Annotated in this window: 27 protein-coding genes; 11 read left to right on the plus strand and 16 right to left on the minus strand. The window is 45.1% G+C overall.

Annotated features, from left to right (window positions below; all coding sequences use genetic code 11):
* The first annotated feature begins 9 nt into the window (after positions 1 to 9).
* The 4 genes from AC27HD_RS16820 to AC27HD_RS16835 are packed head-to-tail and all read left to right on the plus strand — an operon-like array spanning position 10 to position 4,673.
* Positions 10 to 1,032, plus strand: a complete 1,023-nt coding sequence (locus AC27HD_RS16820) for a serine/threonine dehydratase (RefSeq protein WP_487107272.1) — start codon at positions 10 to 12, stop codon at positions 1,030 to 1,032.
* Positions 1,029 to 2,717, plus strand: a complete 1,689-nt coding sequence (locus AC27HD_RS16825; protein WP_487107274.1) for an amidohydrolase — start codon at positions 1,029 to 1,031, stop codon at positions 2,715 to 2,717. Before AC27HD_RS16820 ends, AC27HD_RS16825 begins: the two co-directional genes overlap by 4 nt.
* The gene (locus AC27HD_RS16830) at positions 2,710 to 4,005 is read left to right on the plus strand and encodes an APC family permease (RefSeq protein ID WP_487107276.1); all 1,296 of its coding nucleotides are present in this window, start codon (positions 2,710 to 2,712) and stop codon (positions 4,003 to 4,005) included. The genes AC27HD_RS16825 and AC27HD_RS16830 overlap by 8 nt, the downstream gene beginning before the upstream one ends.
* 26 nt (positions 4,006 to 4,031) lie before the next feature.
* The gene (locus AC27HD_RS16835; RefSeq protein WP_487107278.1) at positions 4,032 to 4,673 is read left to right on the plus strand and encodes an MBL fold metallo-hydrolase; all 642 of its coding nucleotides are present in this window, start codon (positions 4,032 to 4,034) and stop codon (positions 4,671 to 4,673) included.
* Positions 4,674 to 4,800: 127 nt separating this feature from the next.
* Here the strand turns inward: AC27HD_RS16835 and AC27HD_RS16840 are convergent, their stop codons facing one another.
* On the minus strand, positions 4,801 to 5,316 hold the full coding sequence (locus AC27HD_RS16840) for a lactoylglutathione lyase family protein (RefSeq protein WP_032095540.1): 516 nt from the start codon (positions 5,314 to 5,316) through the stop codon (positions 4,801 to 4,803).
* Between the two features lie 162 nt (positions 5,317 to 5,478).
* Here AC27HD_RS16840 and AC27HD_RS16845 point away from each other — a divergent pair, with 162 nt between their 5' ends.
* Positions 5,479 to 6,426: a LysR family transcriptional regulator gene (locus AC27HD_RS16845; protein ID WP_032095539.1), complete on the plus strand. Its 948-nt coding sequence runs from the start codon at positions 5,479 to 5,481 to the stop codon at positions 6,424 to 6,426.
* 21 nt (positions 6,427 to 6,447) lie between these two features.
* On the opposite strand, the gene AC27HD_RS16850 is transcribed toward AC27HD_RS16845, so the two are convergent.
* The 4 genes from AC27HD_RS16850 to AC27HD_RS16865 all read right to left on the minus strand — a co-directional run bounded on the left by AC27HD_RS16850 (position 6,448) and on the right by AC27HD_RS16865 (position 9,250).
* On the minus strand, positions 6,448 to 7,308 hold the full coding sequence (locus tag AC27HD_RS16850; RefSeq protein WP_032095538.1) for a class II glutamine amidotransferase: 861 nt from the start codon (positions 7,306 to 7,308) through the stop codon (positions 6,448 to 6,450).
* A 218-nt stretch (positions 7,309 to 7,526) separates the two neighbouring features.
* Complete coding sequence (yiaA, locus tag AC27HD_RS16855) at positions 7,527 to 8,018, minus strand: inner membrane protein YiaA (protein WP_032095537.1); 492 nt, start codon at positions 8,016 to 8,018, stop codon at positions 7,527 to 7,529.
* Positions 8,019 to 8,028: 10 nt separating this feature from the next.
* The gene (locus AC27HD_RS16860) at positions 8,029 to 8,838 is read right to left on the minus strand and encodes a DUF2145 domain-containing protein (RefSeq protein WP_487107280.1); all 810 of its coding nucleotides are present in this window, start codon (positions 8,836 to 8,838) and stop codon (positions 8,029 to 8,031) included.
* A 7-nt stretch (positions 8,839 to 8,845) separates the two neighbouring features.
* The gene (locus tag AC27HD_RS16865) at positions 8,846 to 9,250 is read right to left on the minus strand and encodes a hypothetical protein (protein ID WP_487107282.1); all 405 of its coding nucleotides are present in this window, start codon (positions 9,248 to 9,250) and stop codon (positions 8,846 to 8,848) included.
* Between the two features lie 131 nt (positions 9,251 to 9,381).
* Here AC27HD_RS16865 and AC27HD_RS16870 point away from each other — a divergent pair, with 131 nt between their 5' ends.
* The 6 genes from AC27HD_RS16870 (at position 9,382) to AC27HD_RS16895 (ending at position 15,056) form a co-directional block, all read left to right on the plus strand.
* Complete coding sequence (locus AC27HD_RS16870; RefSeq protein ID WP_487107284.1) at positions 9,382 to 10,116, plus strand: helix-turn-helix domain-containing protein; 735 nt, start codon at positions 9,382 to 9,384, stop codon at positions 10,114 to 10,116.
* A 189-nt stretch (positions 10,117 to 10,305) separates the two neighbouring features.
* Entirely contained in the window at positions 10,306 to 10,524 is a 219-nt protein-coding gene (locus AC27HD_RS16875) for a VF530 family protein (RefSeq protein ID WP_487107286.1), read from the plus strand.
* 168 nt (positions 10,525 to 10,692) lie between these two features.
* Positions 10,693 to 11,427 carry a methylamine utilization protein gene (locus AC27HD_RS16880; protein ID WP_487107288.1) on the plus strand — a complete coding sequence of 245 codons (735 nt, stop codon included), beginning with the start codon at positions 10,693 to 10,695 and terminating at the stop codon, positions 11,425 to 11,427.
* Positions 11,428 to 11,435: 8 nt separating this feature from the next.
* Positions 11,436 to 13,760 carry an EAL domain-containing protein gene (locus AC27HD_RS16885; RefSeq protein WP_487107290.1) on the plus strand — a complete coding sequence of 775 codons (2,325 nt, stop codon included), beginning with the start codon at positions 11,436 to 11,438 and terminating at the stop codon, positions 13,758 to 13,760.
* Between the two features lie 17 nt (positions 13,761 to 13,777).
* The gene (locus AC27HD_RS16890; protein ID WP_052010119.1) at positions 13,778 to 14,605 is read left to right on the plus strand and encodes a DUF3034 family protein; all 828 of its coding nucleotides are present in this window, start codon (positions 13,778 to 13,780) and stop codon (positions 14,603 to 14,605) included.
* A 4-nt stretch (positions 14,606 to 14,609) separates the two neighbouring features.
* Entirely contained in the window at positions 14,610 to 15,056 is a 447-nt protein-coding gene (locus AC27HD_RS16895) for a group I truncated hemoglobin (protein ID WP_200883135.1), read from the plus strand.
* 194 nt (positions 15,057 to 15,250) lie between these two features.
* Here AC27HD_RS16895 and AC27HD_RS16900 read toward each other — a convergent pair whose 3' ends face one another.
* The 11 genes from AC27HD_RS16900 to AC27HD_RS16950 all read right to left on the minus strand — a co-directional run bounded on the left by AC27HD_RS16900 (position 15,251) and on the right by AC27HD_RS16950 (position 24,410).
* Complete coding sequence (locus tag AC27HD_RS16900) at positions 15,251 to 16,150, minus strand: MBL fold metallo-hydrolase (protein WP_487107292.1); 900 nt, start codon at positions 16,148 to 16,150, stop codon at positions 15,251 to 15,253.
* 247 nt (positions 16,151 to 16,397) lie between these two features.
* Positions 16,398 to 16,646: a DUF1653 domain-containing protein gene (locus tag AC27HD_RS16905; protein WP_487107294.1), complete on the minus strand. Its 249-nt coding sequence runs from the start codon at positions 16,644 to 16,646 to the stop codon at positions 16,398 to 16,400.
* Positions 16,647 to 16,748: 102 nt separating this feature from the next.
* The gene (gene dinB, locus AC27HD_RS16910; protein WP_487107296.1) at positions 16,749 to 17,819 is read right to left on the minus strand and encodes a DNA polymerase IV; all 1,071 of its coding nucleotides are present in this window, start codon (positions 17,817 to 17,819) and stop codon (positions 16,749 to 16,751) included.
* A 135-nt stretch (positions 17,820 to 17,954) separates the two neighbouring features.
* Positions 17,955 to 18,425, minus strand: coding sequence for a type II secretion system protein (locus tag AC27HD_RS16915; protein ID WP_487107298.1), 471 nt, complete (start codon positions 18,423 to 18,425; stop codon positions 17,955 to 17,957).
* Positions 18,426 to 18,586: 161 nt separating this feature from the next.
* A complete protein-coding gene (gene nqrM / locus AC27HD_RS16920) occupies positions 18,587 to 18,820 on the minus strand; it encodes a (Na+)-NQR maturation NqrM (protein ID WP_487107300.1) in 234 nt (77 codons plus the stop codon).
* Between the two features lie 21 nt (positions 18,821 to 18,841).
* Positions 18,842 to 19,870, minus strand: a complete 1,029-nt coding sequence (locus tag AC27HD_RS16925) for an FAD:protein FMN transferase (protein WP_487107302.1) — start codon at positions 19,868 to 19,870, stop codon at positions 18,842 to 18,844.
* 75 nt (positions 19,871 to 19,945) lie between these two features.
* Complete coding sequence (nqrF, locus tag AC27HD_RS16930) at positions 19,946 to 21,178, minus strand: NADH:ubiquinone reductase (Na(+)-transporting) subunit F (protein WP_032095526.1); 1,233 nt, start codon at positions 21,176 to 21,178, stop codon at positions 19,946 to 19,948.
* Between the two features lie 20 nt (positions 21,179 to 21,198).
* Positions 21,199 to 21,807 carry an NADH:ubiquinone reductase (Na(+)-transporting) subunit E gene (gene nqrE / locus AC27HD_RS16935; protein ID WP_032095525.1) on the minus strand — a complete coding sequence of 203 codons (609 nt, stop codon included), beginning with the start codon at positions 21,805 to 21,807 and terminating at the stop codon, positions 21,199 to 21,201.
* Positions 21,808 to 21,810: 3 nt separating this feature from the next.
* A complete protein-coding gene (locus AC27HD_RS16940; RefSeq protein ID WP_032095524.1) occupies positions 21,811 to 22,443 on the minus strand; it encodes an NADH:ubiquinone reductase (Na(+)-transporting) subunit D in 633 nt (210 codons plus the stop codon).
* Between the two features lie 10 nt (positions 22,444 to 22,453).
* Complete coding sequence (locus AC27HD_RS16945) at positions 22,454 to 23,218, minus strand: Na(+)-translocating NADH-quinone reductase subunit C (protein WP_032095523.1); 765 nt, start codon at positions 23,216 to 23,218, stop codon at positions 22,454 to 22,456.
* Positions 23,208 to 24,410 (minus strand): NADH:ubiquinone reductase (Na(+)-transporting) subunit B, encoded by a 1,203-nt coding sequence (locus AC27HD_RS16950; protein ID WP_032095522.1) that lies wholly within the window; start codon positions 24,408 to 24,410, stop codon positions 23,208 to 23,210. The genes AC27HD_RS16945 and AC27HD_RS16950 overlap by 11 nt, the downstream gene beginning before the upstream one ends.
* Positions 24,411 to 24,413: the final 3 nt, after the last annotated feature.

The following is a 24,413-nucleotide window of genomic DNA, read 5'->3' on the forward strand; positions in this document are numbered from 1 at the left end:
GTGGTAGTTATGGGCAAAACGCCAGACTTTGACAGTGTTAAAAAAGCAAGCGCGCGTATCAATGACGTAGTAAAACGCACGCCTATTGTTGAATCGACGCTGTTAAACTCGTGGATGGGTCATAGAATTCTTTTTAAAGCTGAGTGCTTACAAACCATCGGCGCTTTCAAAATTCGTGGCGCAATGAACTTTCTAGCCAAATTAAAGCAAGAAGGTCGACTGCCATCACAGGTTGTCGCCAACAGCTCTGGAAATCATGCGCAGGCGGTAGCCTATGCAGCGGCTCACTTTGGTATAAAAGCCACTATTTTCGCCAGTGAAAATATATCCCCAATAAAAGCGGCGGCTACAAAGAGCTACGGCGCAGAATTGAAGCTGTTTGCTACTCGCCCTGAGGCAGACATTGCGGTTAAAGAAGCGGCCAATAGCCCTGATACCGTGTGGATACCGCCTTTCAACCATGAAGATATTATTGCTGGACAAGGCACTGCAGCCTTAGAGGCACTTGAAGACGCAGGAAACGTAGACGCAGTCTTTGCGCCCTGCGGCGGTGGCGGCCTCTTAGCGGGTACGCTACTAGCGACACGAGCATTGCAACCCAACGCACTGGTGATTGGCGCAGAGCCCGCCGAAGCGAATGACGCTTCTCTGTCGCTGCAAGCAGGTGAAATTGTGGCCCTTGAGCACACGCCAGCTACTTTAGCAGACGGTGCAGCCACCCCCAGCGTGGGTGATGTAACGTTTGAGTTACTACAACAACTCGATGATTTTTATGAAGTTGACGAGCTGCAGATTGCATATTGGACCCAATGGCTACACCATCTATTGAAGTTGCATATAGAACCCACCTGCGCAATGACAATGGCGGCAGTGGCATCGTGGGCGGCTAATACCCCTCCGGGCAAAACGGCTTTAGTTATGCTCTCTGGTGGTAATATTAGCCAAGCGTCAATGGCAGCAATTTGGGAGCAAGACTTTTTACTTCAACCCCCTATTATAGATTTCGACGACGGAACAGAAGAAGAATTATGAAAACAAAACCAATGAAAAAGCTAATAACCGGCCTCACGCTCGCGGCATCCTGTATTGCACTTAACTCTGTTATTTCTATTAACTATGCAAACGCGGCAACACTGGTTAAAAACGTAAAAGGCTACACCCTAAACGACAGTGGCACACTTGTTCAATTCACTAATATGGTGATGGACGAAGGCAAAGTACTCGCCCTTGATGCAAAGTCAGAAAACTTTGACATTAGCACAACTATTGATGGCGAAGGAAAAGTCATGCTTCCTGGTCTTATCGATGCTCATGGCCATCTGTTAGGGTTGGGCGCCAACCTGTTGGAAGTGAACTTACGAGAAAGCACGAGTGCAAGCAATGCGGCAAAAATGGTGTCAGATTATGCGTTCGCAAATAAAACGCAAAGCTGGATTACTGGTCGCGGCTGGAACCAAGAATTGTGGAGCGACCGTGCTTTTCCAAGCGCAGGCGACCTAGACAAAGTAGTGTCAGACCGTCCGGTAGTGCTGACGCGGGTTGATGGACATGCTGCGTGGGTAAATACCAAGGCTATGGAAATCGCCGGTATCACCAAAGACACCAAATCTCCCGTTGGTGGCGAAATAATTAAAGATGCCAACGGTAACCCTACTGGCGTATTTATTGATAACGCATCAATGCTTATTGAAAAACACTTACCTTCTGCAAGTAACGCTATTTATCAGCAACAATTAGATGCAGCTGGCGAGCACTTGCTAGCCAATGGAGTCACTTCAATGCACGACGCTGGCATAAGCCGCGATGTGTATGACTTCTATTTAAAAGAGTCGGTAGAAAGTGACTTACCCATTCGTATTTATGCCATGGTGAGTGCTACCGATCCTGAGTTATCCACCATGCTGGGTAACGGGACTATTCGCGATAACGACGACTTTTTGTATATACGCTCTGTAAAAGCCTATGGCGATGGCGCACTCGGCAGTCGTGGCGCGGCGTTGTTAGAGCCGTATTCAGATGCACCTCATCAACACGGCTTATTACTGACTCAGCCAGAAGATATGAGTGAGCTATTCACTACCGTAATAGGCGCAGGATTCCAGCTGAACTACCACGCTATTGGCGACAAAGCGAATCACGTAGCGCTTAATGAGTTTGAAAGTACATTTAAGCAGATAGGCGGAAGCGAACTGCGCAATCGTATTGAGCACGCGCAAGTTATTGCACCAGATGATCTAGCACGCTTTTCTGGCTTGAAAGTGCTTCCATCCATGCAGCCTACCCATGCCACCAGCGATAAAAATATGGCAGAAGATCGCATCGGTAAAGATCGAATGAAAGGCGCCTACGCGTGGAAAACGCTGCTAGATTCAGGCATTGCACTGCCACTTGGCTCCGACTTTCCGGTGGAATTAGCCAACCCGTTTTATGGCCTACACGCTGCGGTGACCCGTCAAGACAGAGACAACCAGCCGGTTAAAGGGTGGTATGCCCACGAAGCTTTGTCTGTTGAGCAAGCTTTCAAAGGCTTTACTCTTGATGCCGCCTATGCAGGACATATGGAAGATACGTTAGGCACACTTACTCCAGGTAAATGGGCTGACTTTATTTTAGTCGACCAAGACATCTTCAGTATTGAGCCTCAGCACATTTGGAAAACTAAAGTCCTTTCGACCTATGTTGCCGGTGAACACGTTTTTAGCCTAAGCAATGACTAGAAACAGCCTGCTCACTAAGGGTATTGGCGGCATTGGTGCCGCCTTACTTGTGCTAAACGGCCTTATCGGCGCAGGTATTTTTGCCTTGCCTGCCAAAATGGCTGCAGAGTTAGGTGCGTTTAGCCCTTATATATTTCTTATTTTTGGCGCCCTTATGCTCACCATTGTGTGGTGTTTTGGGCAGCTTGCTGTTTTTTATCAAGAAACTGGCGGCCCTGTCATTTACGCCCGTAAAGGGTTCGGTAATGCAGCAGCCTTTCAAACGGGGTTTGTGTATTACCTTGCCAGAGCGACTGCCATTGCGGCGAATATGCACGTTCTGCTGCTATACGCCGGCTATTTGTGGCCAGAAATCAACTCAGGAATGGGAAAATCTCTGGCAATAGTAGCGCTCACTAGCCTACTCATATTTGTCAATATTGTGGGACTAAAAGCTGCAATGCGCTCCCTCGATACTATCTCTATTTTGAAGCTATTGCCTTTTGTCGCACTTATTGGCGTAGGATATTGGCAACTTGATTTCTCTTCTGCTTCGCCCGTTGTCACCCCAACATTAGACACAATATCCGCAGGCGCACTTATTACACTGTACGCATTCATTGGTTTTGAAACGGTTGTGGTTACCAGCGGCGAAACCAACTCTCCAAAGAAAACCATCCCAAAAGCACTCATGCTGACGGTGTCTGGCATAGCGTTATTCTATTTCTGCGTTCAGTGGCTTTATTGGCATACGCTTGGCGCTGCAACACCCGATAGTGCCCCGTTAATCGCCCTTGCGAATATTATTTTTGGTGAAACTGGTGCGCTGATAATGACGTTAACCGCCGTTGTGTCAGTAGCTGGAAACCTACTTGCCAATATGATTTCAACATCTCGCCTTACATACTCGATGGCCCGTCAGTCTCTTATTCCGAAAAACCTTGGTAAACATTGGCTTGGTAAAGTACATAGCGAGTTTGCCACACCGTATATTTCGGTACTGGTGCTAGGCATTTTTGCAGGCGTTATGGCGCTTAGCGGCAGTTTTGTGTGGCTTGCTATTTCAAGTGTGTTGGCAAGGCTTGTAGTTTACGCGGTGTGCGTTGTGGTGCTCATGAAAGCGCAACATCAGCTTACCTACACACCCAACATCGTCAAACGTGCAATACCCTTTATAGCCTTGGCTGTGTGTATTTGGTCTATCAGTCAGTCGGCAACCAATGCCTGGTTGTTCCTAGTTGGCGAACTGGTGATAGGCGCAGCACTTTACTGGCTGTTCACGAAAAACGCGAAAGACCAAAAGCGTTAATTTGCAAAGAAGATAAGAGAAATATTGTGGAAATTGTTGTTATACCCGTTACCCCATTCGCTCAAAACTGCTCTCTAATTTGGGATCCAGACTCTATGAAGGGCGCCTTTGTCGACCCCGGTGGCAACGTAGACCAATTGATCAAAGCGGCAAACGATAACCACGTTGATATTGATAAAATAATACTTACCCATGGTCACCTCGACCATGTTGGCGGTACCGTAGAAATAGCGTCACACTTTAATGTGCCCATTATTGGTCCACATAAAGGTGATAAGTTTTGGTTAGATGGCCTCATGCAGCAAAGTCAGATGTTTGGCTTCCCACCTGCTTCGCCCTTTGAGCCTACCCAATGGCTTAATGATAACGACACCATTGCTGTTGGCGGTTTAACGTTAAATGTACTGCATTGCCCTGGGCATACTCCCGGACATGTCGCGCTGGTTGAACGCATTAGTAATAAGGTGATTGTTGGGGATATTATTTTTGCAGGGTCGATTGGACGTACTGACTTCCCACAGGGCGATCAGCAGCAGTTGATAAGCTCAATTAAGCAAAAGATCCTCACGCTTCCAGATTTGATGACCATTTATCCAGGGCATGGACCTACCACCACCATTGCCACAGAGAAGGCAACTAACCCCTATGTGTCTGGCCCGTATGGTTAATTGAATTGGGGTTAATTGCAGTCGGGTTAGTTACACGAGATGCCGCACTCGCTTTCGCCTTATAGCAGTAGTCGTACTTAAAGCGGAAGCGGCGGCGTCAGTTTTAACTTAGGTAGTCAATCAACGTTTACTCGTAAGCGCCGCTAGCATAATGAAGTTCATAGCTGTGGCTGTAAATTTCTAAAATATTGCCGAACGGGTCTTCCATGTAAATCATGCGATATGGCTTTTCACCAGGATAGTAGTAACGCGGCGCCTTCATGCGCTTTTTACCACCAGCCGCGACAATTTTGTCTGCAAGGCCTTCAACATCTGGGTCTTGAACACAGAAGTGAAAGATGCCCGTTTTCCAGTACTCAAAGTTATCTTCTGGGTTTTGCTGATCTTTAAATTCGAATATTTCCACCCCTACTCTGTCTCCAGTGGATAAGTGAGCTATGCGAAATTTTTCCCAGCCAGCACCGAAAACATCGGTACACATCTCACCAATTGCAGAATCATCTTCAAGAATTTCTGTTGGCTTCATGATCAGGTACCAACCTAGTACTTCGGTGTAAAATTTTACGGCCGCGTCTAAATCGGGAACCGATAGCCCAATATGAGAGAACGTACGTGGATACGGTGTTTTTACTGCTTCAGTCATCACTTGCTCCTCTTAACGCATTCTTGCGTTAAACAAATAGTAGAAAGAAACTCAAGCCACCCAATGGAATGCCTGTGAGTCAACGTGAAGTGATGATAGCTAGACAAAAGCAAAACTTGAAATTATCATTAATTCTTACTTTGATAATTTAAAATTATAGCCATGCTTAATCCTATTTGGTTAGACACCTTTATCACGCTGGTAGAAACAGGCCACTTTACCCGCACTGCTGAACAGCGTTTTATGACACAGCCCGGCGTAAGCCAGCACCTAAAAAAGCTTGAAGAAACGTGTGGCTGCGAATTAGTTATTCGCCTAGGTAAAGGCATTCAGCTTACCGAACAGGGGCGGCGGGTGTTCGAATATGCCAAAGCTCAGCAGCAGCAGGAACAAAACTTCATTGCCAGTTTAAAGTTTGATGAGCCTTACGAGGGTAAATGTATCGTCGCTTGCTCAGGTGCTATTGCTCAGCGCATCTACCCTGCTCTTGTCGCATTGCAGGCGCAGCACACAGCACTTAACATCCATCTTGAAGTTGCGCCTAGAAGAACCATTCTTTCCGGTATCACTAACGGGACGTTTGAACTTGGCATAGTGACTAATATGCCCAACACAGAAGACGTGTCCTGTACCTATCTAGGTGAAGAGCCGCTAGGGCTCATTTTGCCTAGCTCGTACCTTACCCAAAAAGGAGAGCGCCAAGGAAAGCGCCAAAGTAAACACAGCGCAAACAATATCGTCGACACGCTCAATGCACTAGGGCTTATTAATCATCCTGATGCCGTACACTATCTTCAGCGCTATATTAAAGATAGCGGCGAGGCAGACTTAGCACTTATTAATCCGAATAAACTTAAGTACTCAGGTTATGTAAACCAACTCTCTCAAATTCTTATTCCGGTGAGTAAAGGGCTTGGTTTTACTGTGTTACCAAGCAGCACACTAGAGTTTGTTAACGTGGCAAATGAGCTTGTGATGTATACACCTAAAAATGATGTGGCCGAACCTCTTTACTGCGTTCAGGCAGCACATGCCGCGCTGCCCGCTCGCTACAATATAGTTAAGAATGTAGTAAAGGACGTGATAAAGGACATGGTAAAAAAGGGATAACGAAGGGACTAAAAGAGAACGTTAGCCTTGGTTCTCATCAGCTGACGGTTCTCTTTCAATATCTGGGTCGGGAGATACCATTTCCGATTCTTTTTTATGTTCGGGCACATCTACTTTGCCAGCAGCAATCACTTCTCCCTCTTGCCACAGTTTCCATTCCCCTCGTTCGTAAACATCCCACTGCTCATCATTGGTAAGGGGCTCTGTGGCAATAATACTCACTACGTCTTTCGGTGTGGTCTCAGCTGCAAAATCGATGGCTACTTCCACATCTTTTAAACACGCTGGCCCAAACGGTGCTCTACGGGTAATACTGGCAAGCTTGGTACTGCAAAACGTAAATAGCCAATCGCCGTTACCCAATAAACAATTAAAGACACCTTGCTTGGCATAAGCTTGAGCTAATGAAACAAGGCAATCGACCAATTGTAGGGGCGATGTATCTCGCGGTAAATGTTGTCGTACGTGGTTCATAATGTCGCAAAACATTTCTTCGCTGTCGGTATCGCCCACAGGCTCATACATACCTTTTGCAGCAGAGAAGCTGGGTATTTGGCCGTTGTGCGCAAACACCCAATATTCCCCCCAGAGTTCACGTGCAAAGGGGTGAGTATTCGCCAACGTGATGTTACCCACATTCGCCTGTCTAATATGGCAGATGGCGGTTTTACTTTTGATGGGTAACGTAGAAACAAAATCTGCAATGGGTGATGTAGCGCTCGGCTCAGGGTCGTGAAACATCCTTACGCCTTTACCTTCGTAAAATGCCACTCCCCACCCATCTTTATGCGGGCCAGTCTCACCGCCACGGCGGGTAAGCCCGGTAAAGCTGAAACATAAATCTGTTGGGGTATTGGCACTCATGCCTAAAAGTTCACACACTGCTTGGCTTTCCCTTTGCTACTAATTCTTCAGCACTGAGAATACGCAAGCAGCGACAATCAATCAATTCAACATTATATTTAATGGGGTCAGAGTCAATTAAAGTTAATGGGGTCAGTAAAAAACGCACACTGACCCCATTTTTTCTTGAATTTAATGGGGTCAGAGTAGGTTATTCTTATATTTAATAACATAAGACACTCTGCCCCCATTTATTTTTATACCGCTTTTGCTTTTGGTGAGTCCTCAGCCTCTAAAGCGCTGTACTCTTGTTCATTATCGGTCTTGCGAGGCTCGATACTTGCCTTACGTGATTCGCCGATAGCATGGCTATCCCGTACGTTTTTCTGCACTGTGATAGCGGCAAACAGGCTTAGGGTGAACGCCATGCCGAAGAAACCTTTTTCACTCAATAAGAGTTCAGCATTTAATAGACCTACAACTAATAATACGATGGCTGATACGGTTGCTACTGCTGATGCTAAAAAGTACGCTTTGGTAGTCGGCACGCCTTCCATTTTATCACGTACCGTCTTTTGCAAACTTACCACTGAAAATAAGCCAAACAACATGATTGTAAGATAGTATCCTTTTTCGTTCAGGGCCATAGGCGCGTTATATAAACCTATGAAATACGCGCCTACTCCTACAACGAGTGCTGCTAGTGACGCAATACGAAAAGCTTTAGTTGGTTTATTAAGGTTTTGCATAGTAAAACTCCTAAATATTCTTTATTTGACCCGTATGGGTAAACGTAACTGCCTTGTTCGTTAAATCGTACTTTTGCATGTAGCGGGCCAGGCTACCAAAGGTGGTGGTCTCTACCTTGCGGCCGTGGTCTGACAGCGTTACGCCATCGCTAAACATACTTGCCAAACCAAGTTTAGCCCGGCTCATATTTACTTTTTGCGGCGTAAAATGCGCTTTCGCATTTACCTTTAGCTGCGCAATATCTGTCGTTGAGTACATTGCCGCGTTCAATACATCAAGGGTGTATTCAGTGCAGTTTTGACGTTCGCTATTAAACGGATTTGCCACCACCGAATACCGAGAATTGTGAAGTAACTTAGCGTTGTCATCTCGGTATAGATTTATCAAAGCCTGTTGCACCTCTACTGAAGGAATAATTATTCCTGCTTCCAGCGCATAGGCACTCCAGAAAAAATCTACTGGATAGTCGGTAATTAAGTGACTTTTTCCCAGCTCTTCAGCGTCTTGATATAAATTGTGCATGGCATAACCTTTAGCTGTATTGCCATCGCTCAGCTGAATACTTGAGTAAATAGCAATTGCGGTATGGGTAAAGCGAATGCCTTTTGGCATATCTTCAATAGGTCTGCCACGCCTTGCGATAATAAACGCCCGCGCGCCTTCACTTGCCGCATACTTTTCCACATCTTTTGAAAAGGTCGCAATCGCTTCTGGCGTAAAGCTGGGCTTACCATGCTGCTGGCTTCCCGCGTGTACGTTTTGAAGGCTAGACATCAAGAGTACAACGGCAAACCCGATTGAAGTTAAGAAGGTTTTCATGCCTAACCTACCGCTTAGTATTAGTTGTCGTGGTAGTTACTTTAGTTTTAGTGGTAACCACTTGGTTTGGGGCGGGGTCGGCAGTAATAATTGTCTCGGTAATAACCAAAGGCTGGTTATGAGCCACAGAAGATTGATGGCTAGCTTGATGAAGGTTGCGAGCACTTTCATTCACGGCGCTTTCTGCCACCGCGCTTCCCGCCACAACAACACTCCCAGTCAGTACCACAGGTACTGCCACTACCGCACTGGCTACTGAGGCCGTTGTCGCTAAACCTTCAGATGCGGCTAGCGCACTGTGCTTACTGGCTTTACCACTATGGTGAATAGAATCATCTGCCAATGTAGAATGGGTAAGAAGCGCACTACTTAGTAATGCAGTTAACATCAATGTTGAACGTGTATATGTCATATCACTTGCTCCTAGTGTGTTAAGACAAGGTTTGCCTGAACACGTTCTACACTAGAGACAAGAATAAATTTCGTAAACCAAAATGATTAATGTAGTATTAAATTACACCACAAGTATAAAATATTAATACCATGAGCCAAATCAGTCTTGTCTACGACACATTAAAACAATGCTTACGCGAACGGCGATTCACTTATAAGCAGCTTGCAGAAACGCTTAGCGTGAGCGAGGCAAGCGTGAAGCGCAATTTTTCGCTACAAGCGTTTAGCCTGGATAAATTAGAGCAGATTTGCGAATGCTTAAATTTGTCACTAAGCGATTTATTTAGTCTTTCACAAAAACAGCAAGAGAAGATTTCACAGCTATCTGAACAACAAGAAATGGAGCTGCTAGCCAACCCGAAATTACTTCTTGCCGCAGTGTGTGTAAGAGACGGTTGGCGCTTTTCAGAACTTATCGAATATTACGATATTGATGAAGTGGAAGGCATTAAGCTAATGACAACCCTCGATAGACTTAAGCTTATCGAACTATTGCCGAACAACCATTACAAACTGCTTATTGCTCAAGATTTTCGCTGGATCCCCGGCGGACCGCTAGAGAAATTCATGGAAAAAGAAGTCATGGTGAAGTTTATGGATCCGAAGAAAAACGAGCCGTGGATGTTTCGCTTTTACTTGCGAGGTCGCTATTCACAATCATCTATCTCTATTATTCAACGACGCTTAGAACAACTTAGGCAAGAGGCGGCCAAACTAAGCAGCGAAGACAACGACTTGCCAATTGAAGAGCGTAAGCATGTGGGGTTACTCATGGCAATGCGGCCTTGGGAGCCTTCGCTCTTTGAGAACATGAAACGAAAATAGACTGATGAGAGTATATTTGGGGTCAGGGTAGAATAATACTTTGACGTTTGGCTTAAGTCTTAACACGCCCAAACTAATCGTTTAGTACATTCAGACACGTGCTGACGAACCATTGATATGATCGTGACGCCTTCTACGATGGCTAATTGAGTTATGTTACTATATTAAAAAAACACGCTTGGCTACCACATGACCGAACAACCAAAAAACCCCCTTCACGGACTCACGCTCGAGAAAGTCGTCACTCAACTGCACGAACGTTACGGATGGGAAGGATTGTACTATCGCATTAGAATTAACTGCTTTAATAACGATCCCTCGATTAAATCGTCGCTTAAATTTTTACGCAAAACTCAGTGGGCGAGAGACAAGGTAGAGCAGCTTTACATACAGACATTTACAAAGTAGCACCGATTTTACATAAAGAACGTGCTGCTACGTGTTTCGTCTGTTTTATTTGATTTAAATTAATAACTAGCGTTCAATCAACGTCGTAATATTGTTTAGTTTTTAATGTACGTAGAAGTACAAATACTGCTATGTTTAGTAAAACAAAAACAACGGAAGGAATAAGCCATGGTTAAGCAAGTTGTTGAATTTCGAACGTTGTTAAATTATGCGTTACTTTTTACGTTGAGCTTTTCACTGTCCTGCACTGCAGCTACCCGCAAGGTGACCGTTGTCGACCAAGACAATAAGCCTGTCAGCAATGCTGTGGTCGCATTTCTCCCTATTTCCAACGCGCTAAATACGTCCACCAGCGTCACTGCCACCACTCATCAGGAAACTGCAAAGCACGCTGCTACGGGCAGTATTCAAAGCGATGGTGAGCAGGTGGCCATTATGGACCAAGTAGATAAGCAGTTTTTGCCTCGCGTTATCGCCATTCAAAAAGGCCAAAGGGTCAAATTTCCCAACAGCGATGATATACGTCATCACGTTTATAGTTTCTCCCCCACTAAACCGTTCGAAATAAAGCTGTATAAAGGCTCAAATGTCGATCCTGTTCTGTTTGATAAGGCAGGTATTGGTACTCTTGGCTGTAACATACATGACGATATGGTGGGGCATATCTACGTGTCCGACGGAGAAATAACCAGCGTGTCTGATAGCAACGGCATAGCGAGCTTCGACCAGTCAGTGCCAGACACTGTGATAGTGTGGCACGAAGACTTATCGATAGATGGCAGCCTTAAAGTGAAAGTAATGCTAAAAGATAGCGACGGTACCTCCATAGCGGGCGTTAAATTAGTCCGCCGCGCTCCGCCACCTAAAAAGCGTACTTTCGGTGCTAGCCGATTTGGCGGTTGAGACAACCATTGAAGTCATATTCTCTCAATCAACATGTATTTAGACTGTCTGCAGGGCTAGTCTTACTGTCAACATTAGCAATACTGTTGAGCGTGTGGTCGTCGACCACTGAACATGCCAAGCGTGAATTAGCAGAGAGTCTTGAAGTTGCACGCTACGTGGTAGCTGAGGTTTTTAGTAACCGTGAAGAACAGCTATTTACTAATGCGAGAGTACTTACTGATGATTTTGGTTTCAAAAGCGCAGTAGCTTCACAAGATAACGCCACCATAACAAGCACTTTAGAAAACCACGGTAACCGAGTTGGCGCAGACCTGGTGGCATTGCTATCGTTGTCAGGCAGTATTACCAGCAGCACCTCTAAAGGATTACAATCGGGACAGCAATTCCCCCACCCTCAGCTAGTGCAAAATGCGCTGCGACAAGGTGGAGAAAATGCATTTATTGTAGTGAATAATGAGCTTTATCAAGTGTTACTTTTACTTGTCGAAGCGCCAAACCCCATCGCTATCGCTGCTATTGGCTTTAAAATTGATGAACCCGTTTTAGCTCGTTTGAAATCAATTACGCTGTCTGATGTCGCTATTGTGGCAGAAGAAAAAGGCAGCATCATTTTTAAGCAAAGTACGCTGAGTGACGCTCAAGAAAATTATAAACGTGTAAACGGCGTAGACGAGTTGTCTTGGTTATCTTTTATCCCCTCAAACCAAGCACAGCTAATTACCCAATACATAACGTTGTTTAGCGATAGTGATACAAAAATAACGCTAGAGCTTTCAGAGAGCGCTCAAACGCTATTAACCGAATTTGCCAAACTGCAAAAGCAAATTAGCATCATTGCCGCCCTGCTTCTTGCGATCTCGCTTATTATTGCTGCATTGTTCGCAAAACGGATATCACGGCCCCTTCGCCGTTTATCTACAATATCGCAAGAGATAGCGGCGGGTGTGTATAACCACAAAACGTTTGTTACTTCCCACACCACAGAAATCGCGGCGCTTTCCGACTCTTTTCAGTCAATGCAAAGCAATATTCAAATGCGTGAGGAACAAATTCAATTTCAAGCTAGCCACGACCTGCTCACTGGCCTCGTTAACCGCTATCACATTGCCGATGTCATCAATAAAAAGTTGTTTAACAAAGAGTCTTTTGACGTCATTGGGATAAACATTCTTAGCTTTAGAAATGTGAATGATGTGTTTGGTTACAGCAACGGCGACTTGTGCTTACATACGCTAGCGGGGCGCTTAGATGAGCTTGGCGGTATGGCAGCAAGACTAAACGGTGGTGAGTTTTTATGGATGCCTGAATCTAGGCTTAGCAGTAACGACTTAGCCGCTATTCAGACTGAGCTTGAGGCACCTATTTACGCAGAAGGCGTTGTGATTACATTGAAGCTGTCCTTTGGTGAATTACACTGCCCTGAAGACGCCGATGACCCATCCACTCTGTTAAAACGCCTCGCGATTACATTAGACCATGCACGCCATTTACCAGAGCACCGCATTCGCTACAGCCCAGATTTCGACGCTGAATACACTCGACGTATTAGCATTATTACCGAATTAAAGCAGGCTCTGCACCGAGATAGCCCTGAACTTTCCTTGGTGTATCAGCCCAAGTTGTGTTTAGACAGTAGCTCGATAAGTCATGCGGAAACGCTTATGCGCTGGACCAGCAAAACTCTCGGCTTCGTGGGCCCTGATGAATTTATATTAGTTGCCGAACAGGCAGGGCTGATAGGAGCGGTTACCGATTGGGTAATTAAACGCGCCATTAACGATACTAAAACATTGGTGGATAACGATGTAGAGGTGTGCGTTGCCATTAATCTATCTGCCAAAGACATATTGAATAAGTCACTACTACCACAAATAAAATCCCGTATTGCAGAAGCCGGGCTATCCCCCACTCAACTTTCTTTCGAAATAACCGAAAATGATTTAGTCAGTGATGCCCAGGGTGTATACAGTGAACTTGGTTTGTATCGAGAGGCGGGATTTACTCTGGCAATCGATGATTTTGGTACCGGTTATTCATCACTATCGTATTTAAAAAGCTTACCGGTTAATGAACTTAAAATAGATAAAAGCTTTGTACTGAATTTAGATAAAAACCAAAGTGACCAACAGATAGTAAAAACCATTATCGACTTAGCGCATAACTTTGACTTAAAAGTGATTGCTGAGGGCGTTGAAACCCTACCTAGTCTGTCGTTGCTTAATCAATGGGGGTGTAATTATGCCCAAGGTTACCTCATTTCTCGCCCAGTACCGGTAGAGCAGTTTATGCAATGGTACAAAGAAAACGAACACACTGACTGGTTATCATGATGAAACACTGTACTGCGATGTTATGCGCCCTTTTACTGATTGTTTATAACAATGAAGCTCTCGCTGGCGACGGTAAATTACTTGGCACTGCAGGGCTTATCCAAGTTGAAGGCTCTGGTGGTGGCGGCATAGTTCCGTGGGCAACGTTGGCTGGCTACGATACCCAAGACCAAGTCTCTGTTAATGCTGTGATGACACAGGTTGACCTTGACGACTATCGTCTGAATGTTATGGGTGTGTCTGCTTCTTTTTACGACCGTATCGAAATTAGTGCAGCCCACCAGCGCTTTGACCTTAAACAGCTTGGCGGCGACATAAGGCAAAATATATTTGGGGTGAAATACCGCCTTTACGGAGATGCGGTTTACTCTCGCTTGCCTCAAGTTAGCATTGGTCTTCAACACAAACGACTTGAAGATGGTGCAATTGCAGAGCTACTTGGCGCTGACTCATCATCAAACGGTACCGACTATTACATTGCTGCTACTAAGATTCATCTAGGTGCTGTAGCAGGTTTCAATGCGGTGTGGAATGTGACGGCGCGAGCTACTAAAGCCAACCAGCTTGGTTTGCTGGGGTTTGGCGGTGCTGAAAACAACGATTATGAAGTTATGCTTGAAGCCTCAGCAGGCATATTGCTTTCGCGCAGCGTTGCCATTGGCGCAGAATATCGTCAGAAACCTGATAACTTAGGTTTAGGTGAAGATGATTGGGTGGACTACTTTGTTAGCTACATCCCTAACAAACACGTTGCACTTACCCTTGCTTGGGCTGAACTTGGCAGTATTGCAGGCGCACAAGATCAAAACGGCCTGTATCTCTCAATAAATGGCCAGTTATGGTGACATCATGTTGATAACGCGTATTCTCCCCCTCATCAGTTTTGTAGCAATTGTCGGCTTAAGTGGCTGCTCTACCACCGTTGGTGACCAAAACCCATCATCAAGCGTATACGCAGAGCTGGGCGGCAGTAAAAAAGTAGAAGAGATAGTGGAAAACTTTGTTGTTGAGATTGAGCGCGACCCCGTTATTCTCGCCTATTTCGATGGCGCAGATATTAATCGCTTTATCGATAAATTAAGTGAACAAATATGCCATCGCACCGGCGGCCCCTGCGAGTATTCAGGCGATACCATGGAGCAAGTGCACGGTGGTATGAATATTACTGAAGCCGACTTCAACCGTACCGTCGACTTACTGATTAATGCAATGAACAAGGCAGACGTGCCCCACCCGCTGCAAAACAAAGTGCTAAGAGTGCTTGCTCCCACTCGCGACGAAATGCTTTATTTGTAAGAAGCGACTTGTTTCAAGGAGCTGCTTTTTTTAGGGCTCCCCTGCCAGACCTTCCCGAAGGGCGAGTTTAAAATCTCCGTACTCTTTGATGTGTCACCTTGACGCAGAGCCACTGCACCTGCGGTAACACGCCGCGATTACGAATACTTTAAGCCTCGCTGAGTGGTAATTACCTATGCGGACTAATATTAATGCTAGGCATCGTTATAAAGCGTGCTGATCCATTTTTCTTCGTTAATGAAGTTCCAACTCCATTTAGCCCACTTATCTTCAAGCCCCATAGCTTTTACCTCATCAAGGCTCTTACCCTCTTGCTTAAGAGCTTTTACATAATCAAATGTCTCACTGATCATGTTAAGGAACGTCGTATATTCCGCCTTAGTGCCTACACCACCGTGACCGGGAATAATCATGGTGCTATCGTCTATTTTTGTCAGTAAATGCTGCACAGACTCCATATACCCTACTACATTGCCGCCTGCACCTTGGTCTATATAGGGAAACATGCCATTGAAAAATAAGTCGCCTGTATGCATAACGTTAGGCTGTTCGAACCATACAACACTGTCACCATCAGTATGGCCCACAGGAAGGTGCATCACGTGTACTGTCTCGTTGTTAAAATATATTTTGATACCGTCTTCGTAGGTTATCGTTGGCAAAGCGTCAGGCTCGACGTTCTCGTCTCCGGCTAAACGTACCCGCACGTTTTCGTGAGCAAATATGGTGGCGCCTTTGTGGCTGTGGAAAAAGGCATTCGAGCCTGTATGGTCACCGTGATAATGGGTGTTTATCACATACTTAGGTTTGTCGCTGCCAAGCTCGCCAAGTTGTGCGGCAATTTTTTCCGCAAGCGGAGCAAACTGATCATCAATAATAAGTACGCCATCTTCACCTGCAGAAACACCGATATTACCGCCCATTCCCGTTAGCATATGCACGGCACCTTTAATGGGTGTCGCTTTTACTTCCACGTTTGCAAACCTATCTTGTGCAAATGATACAGAGGTTGGTAACGCTACTGTCGATAGCGCAACTATCGCCGCCGCTATTACCGACAGTGAATGTGTGGATGATTTCTTTATTGTTTTCATTCTTATTTCCTTGGGTGGGTAGCCTGTACTTGCAATGCTGAAATTCAAATACTCTGGCGTTTAAAGCAATTACTTTAACGCTAACAATTTAACAGTCATTTTATCGAATACTAAAATGTAGCAGCTTGATTGGCATTGCTAATTAGATGCTAACGATTTTGCAGACTATTAACCTTAACTAGCATTAACTAATGGCTGATATTAAGCATAAAATTTACTATGCATTCACTATGGCTAAATCGACGTATTAGATCATTTTTTCACCGTCAGGAATATCGCCCATATAAGCAAAGCGCAAGACTTCTTTTCCGTCACGCTCTACTGTTTCTGTAAACATATCGAGAGGGCGAACCCACAGCGCACGTTCGCCGTAACAGGGCCTGTATACCACCAGTTTCGATTCATCTTCTGAGTGTGTGGCAATCTCATACACATCGTACATATTGCCTTTGTAATGCTTGTAGCGGCCTGGAGTAATTAGCTGTTCTGTTTCCATTGTGAGTCCTTATTCTTAGCTAGCTTTATCATGTGATTGCGTTTGTTAGATGGCTTAGCGCTATTTGCTTGGCTCTCTTTGCTTAGCTTGGCTGGCTCGGCGTTAATCGTCAAAGGGTAGGATCAATTGCTGTGTTGATTGATGGGCAGCTAAACCTATGTGTATCCCCACCAGACGAATTCCCCGTCCGTTGGCCCGCTCGAACGCCTCTTCCATCAGCGTTGCAAAATAATGCTCTTCAAGCATGGCATGTCGATGCTCAACGGTAGTAAGCTGAAAATCATTAAACTTGAGCTTAACGCCCTGTGTTCTTAAACGCACAGGCTTTCCGGTTCTTTTCTTGTGATTTTCCATGCGCTCGTGGAGCTTTTCGAGTAAATGGGGAAGGAATGCCTTGCACTGTTCAATCGTCTGAATGTCGTCACTAAGAGTGCGCTCTACACCAATTGATTTTCGCTCGCGAGACACCGACAATTCGCGCTCATCAATACCATGAGCCCTTTCCCACAATACACTGCCAAACTTTCCAAGCTCTTTTTGTATTCGCTCAAAAGGATACTGGCGCACATCGTTACAGGTATTTAGCCCCATGCGAGACAACTTTTGCATTGTCACTTTTCCCACACCAGGTATCTTTTTTAGCGGCATGTTACGAACAAACTCATCAAGATTATCCGGCGTAATCACACAAATGCCATCGGGTTTGTTTTCATCACTCGCTACCTTTGCGACGAACTTACATGGGGCAACACCAGCTGATGCGGTTAAACCCAATTCGCTTTCAATTCTTGCGCGGATTTCCTCCGCTATTAATGTGGCGCTACCGCCGCAAAACTGACTGTTAGTCACATCAAGATATGCTTCATCTAATGATAATGGCTCTACTAAGTCTGTGTAGTCAGAAAATATGTTACGAATTTTTTGAGACTCGCTGGCGTAAGCGTCCATGCGGCCTTTTACTAACGTAAGATTTGGGCACAGCTTCATGGCATAAGCGGTAGCCATCGCGCTACGTACGCCATATTTTCTTGCCGGGTAGTTACACGTTGAAATCACGCCTCTGCGATCGGAGCTTCCCCCTATCGCGATGGGAATATTCTTAAGCGCAGGATTATCCCGCATTTCCACAGCGGCATAAAAACAATCCATATCAACGTGGATGATTTTTCGCATTTAAACTCGCATTGCGGTACTAGGATGCTTATAAGTGTATGCTAATACCAAACTGTACATATAGACAGTATAGTAGCGACTAGCGAAGACTTATTCCAGTAAGACGTGCTCTTTGAAGATTAAATGATAAAGTTTCTAACAGCCGCTTGTTGTTAGACTAATGATAGGTTTTGAATCAGCTGAACGAGCAGCTGCATATCTCACCTTGCAATTTGAAGGGTCCGGAGCATCATCTAATATAAGGTTGATATTTCCCAACCTACCTGAACAATTTCCTCCGCCCCAAGTTAATCCTTCGCTTACATCCATCGCCCTTTCAATACCGCTCGGATGAGGGCAAGGGAAGCCACAGCGTAGGGTAATAGTTTGTCCGGCAAGTTCTACAGTGGGATCTAAGTTGCAATCGGTTTTATTTTCGAGCCTAGCCTTATAGTTGACAAGATCCGACGCCGTTTTCATTGATCCCTCTGCAGCTTCTAGGGTGGCAATTCGACCATCACGTCCTAGGTCTACTAATCGAGGCACTGCGGTCACCGCGAGGATCCCTAAAACAACGATTACAACAATCAACTCGATAAGAGTAAACCCTTCTTCACCTAACTTCATAAATACTCTTCTTTAGTATCGACATATTCATAAGGTAATATTTATTAAGAGATAGTATATGAACTTAAAAGTAACATGAAATAAAACCGATACAAAAAAGCCGCTAGTGGGTAGCTAGCGGCTTTATTCATTTTGGAAAAGTTGTACGGTCGCGTTTCAACTTACAAAATTTGGTTTTGCTTCCATTCATTCAGTTTTTTCTGACGTGCTTCTTCTTTTTCCATACGCGACTTTTTACGATCGCAAGGCTCTGGGCAGTCACACGCTTTTTCTATACCGATTGCGCCTAATCCGCCACAACTTCCCAAAATAGTTTTTCGCTGCACCAAGTAACCAATAGCCATGGCTGCAACCATGGTCAAAAAGAAACCGAATGCGAGAATAAATGTAGACATACCTACCCCTTGGTTATCCCCTTAATTATGTACTGTAACCAGTTTATCAAATTCTGGCGACGCATACTCCTCGAAACTATCATCTGTGCGACGAATGAGGAATACCGCAAGATTTTCCTGCTCTGCCACTTCAATAGCCTGTTCCCACCCCATCACGTTAAATGCAGTGGCAAGGCCATCTGCGGTCATTGATGACGGATGGATAACCGTTACCGACACCAAGCTGTGGGATATTGGGTATCCTGTAGTTGGGTCAATAAGATGAGAATAGCGCATACCATCTTCTTCGTAATAATTGCGATAGTCACCCGATGTTGCCACTGCATTTGTTCCAATTGACACCACTTTTTGAATTGCGCGTTCTGTCGTCACTGGCTTTTCAATGGCAATTAACCACTCGCTACCATCGCCACGTAATCCCTTAACACGCATCTCACCACCAATCTCAACGAGGTAGTTTTCGATGTTGTACTGCTCTAATATTTCAGCCACTTCATCAACACCAAAGCCTTTAGCTATGGTCGATAGGTCGACATAGAGCATAGGATGCTGTTTCTTCAGTCCCGTCTGAGTAGTACCTAATTTTTGATAACCTACGTAATCGCGAATATCGTCGATATCTTCGCGAGATGGTACTTTTTCAGGTCGCTTAGTGGGGCCAAACCCCCATAGGTTTACCAATGGGCCTACGGTAACGTCTAATACACCGCCACTTAATTTGGCCAGCCGCAATGCCTCATTAACCACAAGCAAAGTATCATCAGACACAGCAAAATTATCGGTATAACGATACTGATTAAAGCGCGACAACTCAGACGTGGGGTCGTAAGTTGACATCATTTTGTTAACGTTAACCAAACGCGCATCAATCTCAGCCTGAAGACCTTCTACCGCCTTGCCTTTATCAGCCAAGTACTTAACGTTATACGTTGTGCCCATAGTTTGTCCCTGCAGATGCACAACAGGACGACTTTTGTCACTGCAGCTTGCAAGCATTACCATGGCTATGGCTATTACAGCCAATAGAATTCGAACAAAAAATCGAATCACAATAGGTTCCTTACTCTATCCTTCACACAAACAAAAAAGGGGCTTACGCCCCTTTTATAAAGTTATTTGCGTAGATTAACCACCGAAGTCATCTAGCATGATGTTCTCGTCTTCAACACCTAAATCTTTAAGCATGTTGATAACGGCAGCGTTCATCATAGGTGGCCCACACATGTAGAACTCACAGTCTTCCGGTGCAGGGTGATCCTTCAGATATCTTTCTAGCAATACTTGGTGAATAAACCCAGTTTCGCCTTCCCAGTTATCTTCAGGCTGCGGATCAGAAAGCGCAACGTGCCACTGAAAGTTTTCGTTCTCTGCAGCAAGCTCGTCGAAATCTTCTGTGTAGAACATTTCACGAAGTGAACGGGCACCGTACCAAAAACTCATCTTACGGTTTGATTTCAAACGACGAAGCTGATCGAAAATGTGTGAACGCATTGGGGCCATACCTGCACCACCACCTACGAATACCATCTCGTTTTCAGTGTCTTTCGCGAAGAACTCACCGAATGGACCAGAAATAGTGGCTTTGTCACCCTCTTTAAGGCTCCAAATGTACGATGACATTTTACCAGCAGGTAGGCTCAAGTTATTAGGCGGCGGCGTAGCAATACGCACGTTCAACATAATAATGCCTTCTTCCTCTGGGTAGTTCGCCATTGAGTATGCACGAATAGTCTCTTCGTCTACTTTAGACTCAATGTCAAAGAAGCCAAAGCGTTCCCAGTCACCACGGTACTCATTAGGAATTTCAAACTCTTTATACTTAACATGGTGAGCAGGTGCTTCAATTTGAATGTAACCACCGGCACGGAAAGGTACACTTTCACCGTTAGGAATTTTAAGTTTCAGCTCTTTGATGAAGGTTGCTTTATTATCGTTAGAGATAACTTCGCAATCCCATTTCTTAACACCAAACACCGACTCTTCAAGTTCGATTTCCATGTCTTGTTTAATCGCAACCTGACACGACAAACGACAGCCTTCGCGTGCTTCACCTTTTGTAATGTGATCAAGCTCAGTAGGTAAAATCTCACCACCACCTGAATGCACATCTACGCGACACTGACCACAAGAGCCACCGCCGCCGCACGCTGAAGATACAAAGTAACCAGCATCTGCAAGTGCACCTAGCAACTTGCCACCCGGCTCAGTTTTAATAGCTTTGTCCGGATCGCCATTAATGGTAATAGTCACGTCACCACTTGGTACCAATTTAGACTTGGCAAACATGATGATGAATACTAGTGCCAATACAATGGCAATGAACATGCCGACGCCTAGATAAATTTCTACGTTATTCATTTAAATGCTCCCGAGCTCGATTAAAGCTGAATACCAGTGAATGACTGGAAGCCTAACGCCATAAGACCCGCAATCATGAATACTGATCCAAGACCACGAATACCGTCAGGCATGTCAGCGTATTTCAGCTTTTCACGTACAGCGGCCAATAGCACAATGGCAATTGCCCAACCGATACCACTTCCTACGCCGTAAACGACACTTTCGGTCAAGTTATATTCACGTTGAACTGCAAATGCTACACCACCAAAAATTGCACAGTTAACTGTGATTAGTGGTAGGAAGATACCAAGTGCGTTGTATAGCGCTGGAAAGAACTTATCCAAACTCATTTCTAATATCTGTACCAACGCAGCAATAACGCCGATGAAGGTAAGAAAGTTAAGAAAACTTAAGTCTGCTTCTGGGAAGCCTGCCCATGCAAGTGCACCTGGAGCAAGGATATTAACGTAAATAATCTGGTTAACAGGTACTGATATACCAAGTACAACAATTACTGCTACACCAAGGCCCATTGCAGTTTTAACTTTCTTAGATACCGCCAAGAAGGTACACATACCTAAGAAAAGTGATAACGCCATGTTCTCAACAAATATTGAGCGAACAAATAACGACAAATAATGTTCCACGACTTACTCCTTAGGCTCTACTTGCTCTGGACGGATAGTACGGATAAACCATATTAAGCCGCCGATTAAGAAGAATGAACTGAATGGCAGTATTAACAGCCCGTTACCCTGATACCAACCACCGTTCTGAACAAGTGGAAGGATCTCAAAACCAAGAATAGTACCAAAGCCAAATAGCTCTTTGATGGTACCAATAACGACTAGTACAAAAGAGTATCCTAGGCCGTTACCTATCCCGTCAAGGAAGCTCATAAGAGGTGGACTCTTCATCGCATAGGCTTCTGCACGACCCATTACGATACAGTTAGTAATTATCAATCCGACGAACACCGACAGCTGTTTCGAAATTTCATACGAATACGCTTTCAATATTTGGTCAACAACAATTACCAATGAGGCAATGATTGTCATTTGAATAATAATTCGAACACTAGAAGGTATCTGGTTGCGAATAAGTGAGATAAACAAGTTTGAGAATGCTACAACGCTTGTTAGTGCTAATGACATTACCAACGCTGTTTCCAGCTTTGTGGTAATTGCCAGTGCTGAACATACCCCTAGTACCTGAAGGGCGATCGGGTTGTTGTCCAAGATTGGCCCAAAGAGGGCCTTTTTCATTTCTTTAGTATCTGCCATGAGACTTCCCTTATGAACGCCATGCTTGGTTCTTCAGGAACTGGCCGAAGCCTTGCTCGCCTACCCAGTAACGAATTGTGTTTTCTACACCGTTACTTGTTAGGGTCGCACCTGAAAGCGCATCAATTGTGTGAGGATTGCTTGGGTTAGCATTCTTTACTACACGAATGGCTACATCGCCGTTTTCGTATATTTCTTTGCCATCCCATTTGTCCTGCCACGCTGGATTTTGAACCTCACCGCCTAGTCCTGGCGTTTCTTTTTGCTGATAGTAGATAAGCTCACGAACAGTTTGTCCGTCTGCATCTAGCGCTAAGAAACCGTACATAAGATCCCATAGTCCACTGCCGTGCACTGGAAGAATGATGCGCGAAACATCACCTTGTGCGTCACGCACCAAGTAAACACTTGCTACGTCAGGGCGGCGTTGGAAACCAACATTACTGTTTGTTACTTGCGTGCTGTATTCAGTTTGTTTAGCAGCCTTATACATATCGTAATCTGCAGTTGGCGCTTCAACGAATTGACCGCTATCCAGATTTACGAAGCGCGGTTCAACACGCTCGTCATAGGTGCTTTCGATAACACTGTTGCTCATGCCCATTTCATAAAGGCCTGCAGCGTTAAGGATATTACTCTTCTTATCAAGAGCAGCGTTTGTCTGCTGTAGCGAGCGCAGGCCAACAGCCGCGCCAGATACAACAATTGAACATACTAAACATACGGCAACAACAATGCCTACCGTTTTGCCTAAAGATTCTTTCTTAGCCGACACGTGCTACCCTCCGCTTGATATTGCTCTGCGCGACGAAATAGTCGAACAATGGTGCCCACAAGTTAGCAAATAGAATCGCTAGCATCACACCTTCAGGGAAGGCTGGGTTCAATACGCGTATTAATACCGTCATGAATCCGATGAAGAAACCGTAAGCCCATTTACCTTGGTTTGTGAATGCAGCCGATACTGGGTCTGTTGCCATAAAGAACATACCAAAGGCAAGTCCACCGACTACAAAGTGCCAGTATGCAGGCATTGCAAACATCGCGTTAGTATCACTACCGATTACATTGAGCAATGTTGCAAAGAACGCTACGCCAAGACCAACACCGGCAACGATGCGCCAGCTTGCAATACGCATATACATGATGAATAAACCACCAAGAATAATCGCAAGGGTCGATACTTCACCAGCAGAACCTGAGATAGTACCCAAGAAGCTGTTCATCCAGTGATCCATGTTTGCGTAGTCAAGTTCACCAGAAGCCGCTTGGCTTAGTGACGTTGCACCCGAGTAACCGTCTGCCGCTACCCATACTTGGTCACCTGAAATTTGTGCAGGATAAGCAAAATATAAGAACGCACGACCAGACAATGCTGGGTTTAAGAAGTTACGGCCTGTTCCGCCAAATACTTCTTTCGCGATAACAACACCGAAAGTGATGCCTAAAGCAACTTGCCACAAAGGAATTGTTGCAGGTAACGTTAGAGCGAAAAGTACTGAGGTTACGAAGAAACCTTCGTTAACTTCATGCTTACGCACTGAAGCGAAAAGGACTTCCCAGAAACCACCTACAATGAAGGTAGTGGCATAAATAGGTAACCAGAAACACGCTCCGTAGAAGAACATGCCTAGTACGCCGGCATTTGATAAGTCTCCGCCTAGAGCAGAGAACAAACCCGCTTGCCACGTGTCTGGCAACGTACCCGCACCGGCAGCAATCGCGTCTTGCGCTTGGAAACCAATGTTGTACATGCCGAAGAACATTGCTGGGAATGTTGCCATCCATACAAAAATCATAATGCGCTTAAGATCGATGCTATCGCGCACGTGAGTGTTTGCTTTGTTTACTTTGCCTGGCGTGTAAAAGATGGTCGCCGCAGCTTCGTAAAGCGCATACCACTTTTCATGCTTACCACCTGGCTCGAAGTTCGGTTCGATTTTTTCTAAATACGCTTTTAAACCCATGAC

It is taken from the genome of Alteromonas sp. 4NS20-0143 (assembly GCF_057542855.1).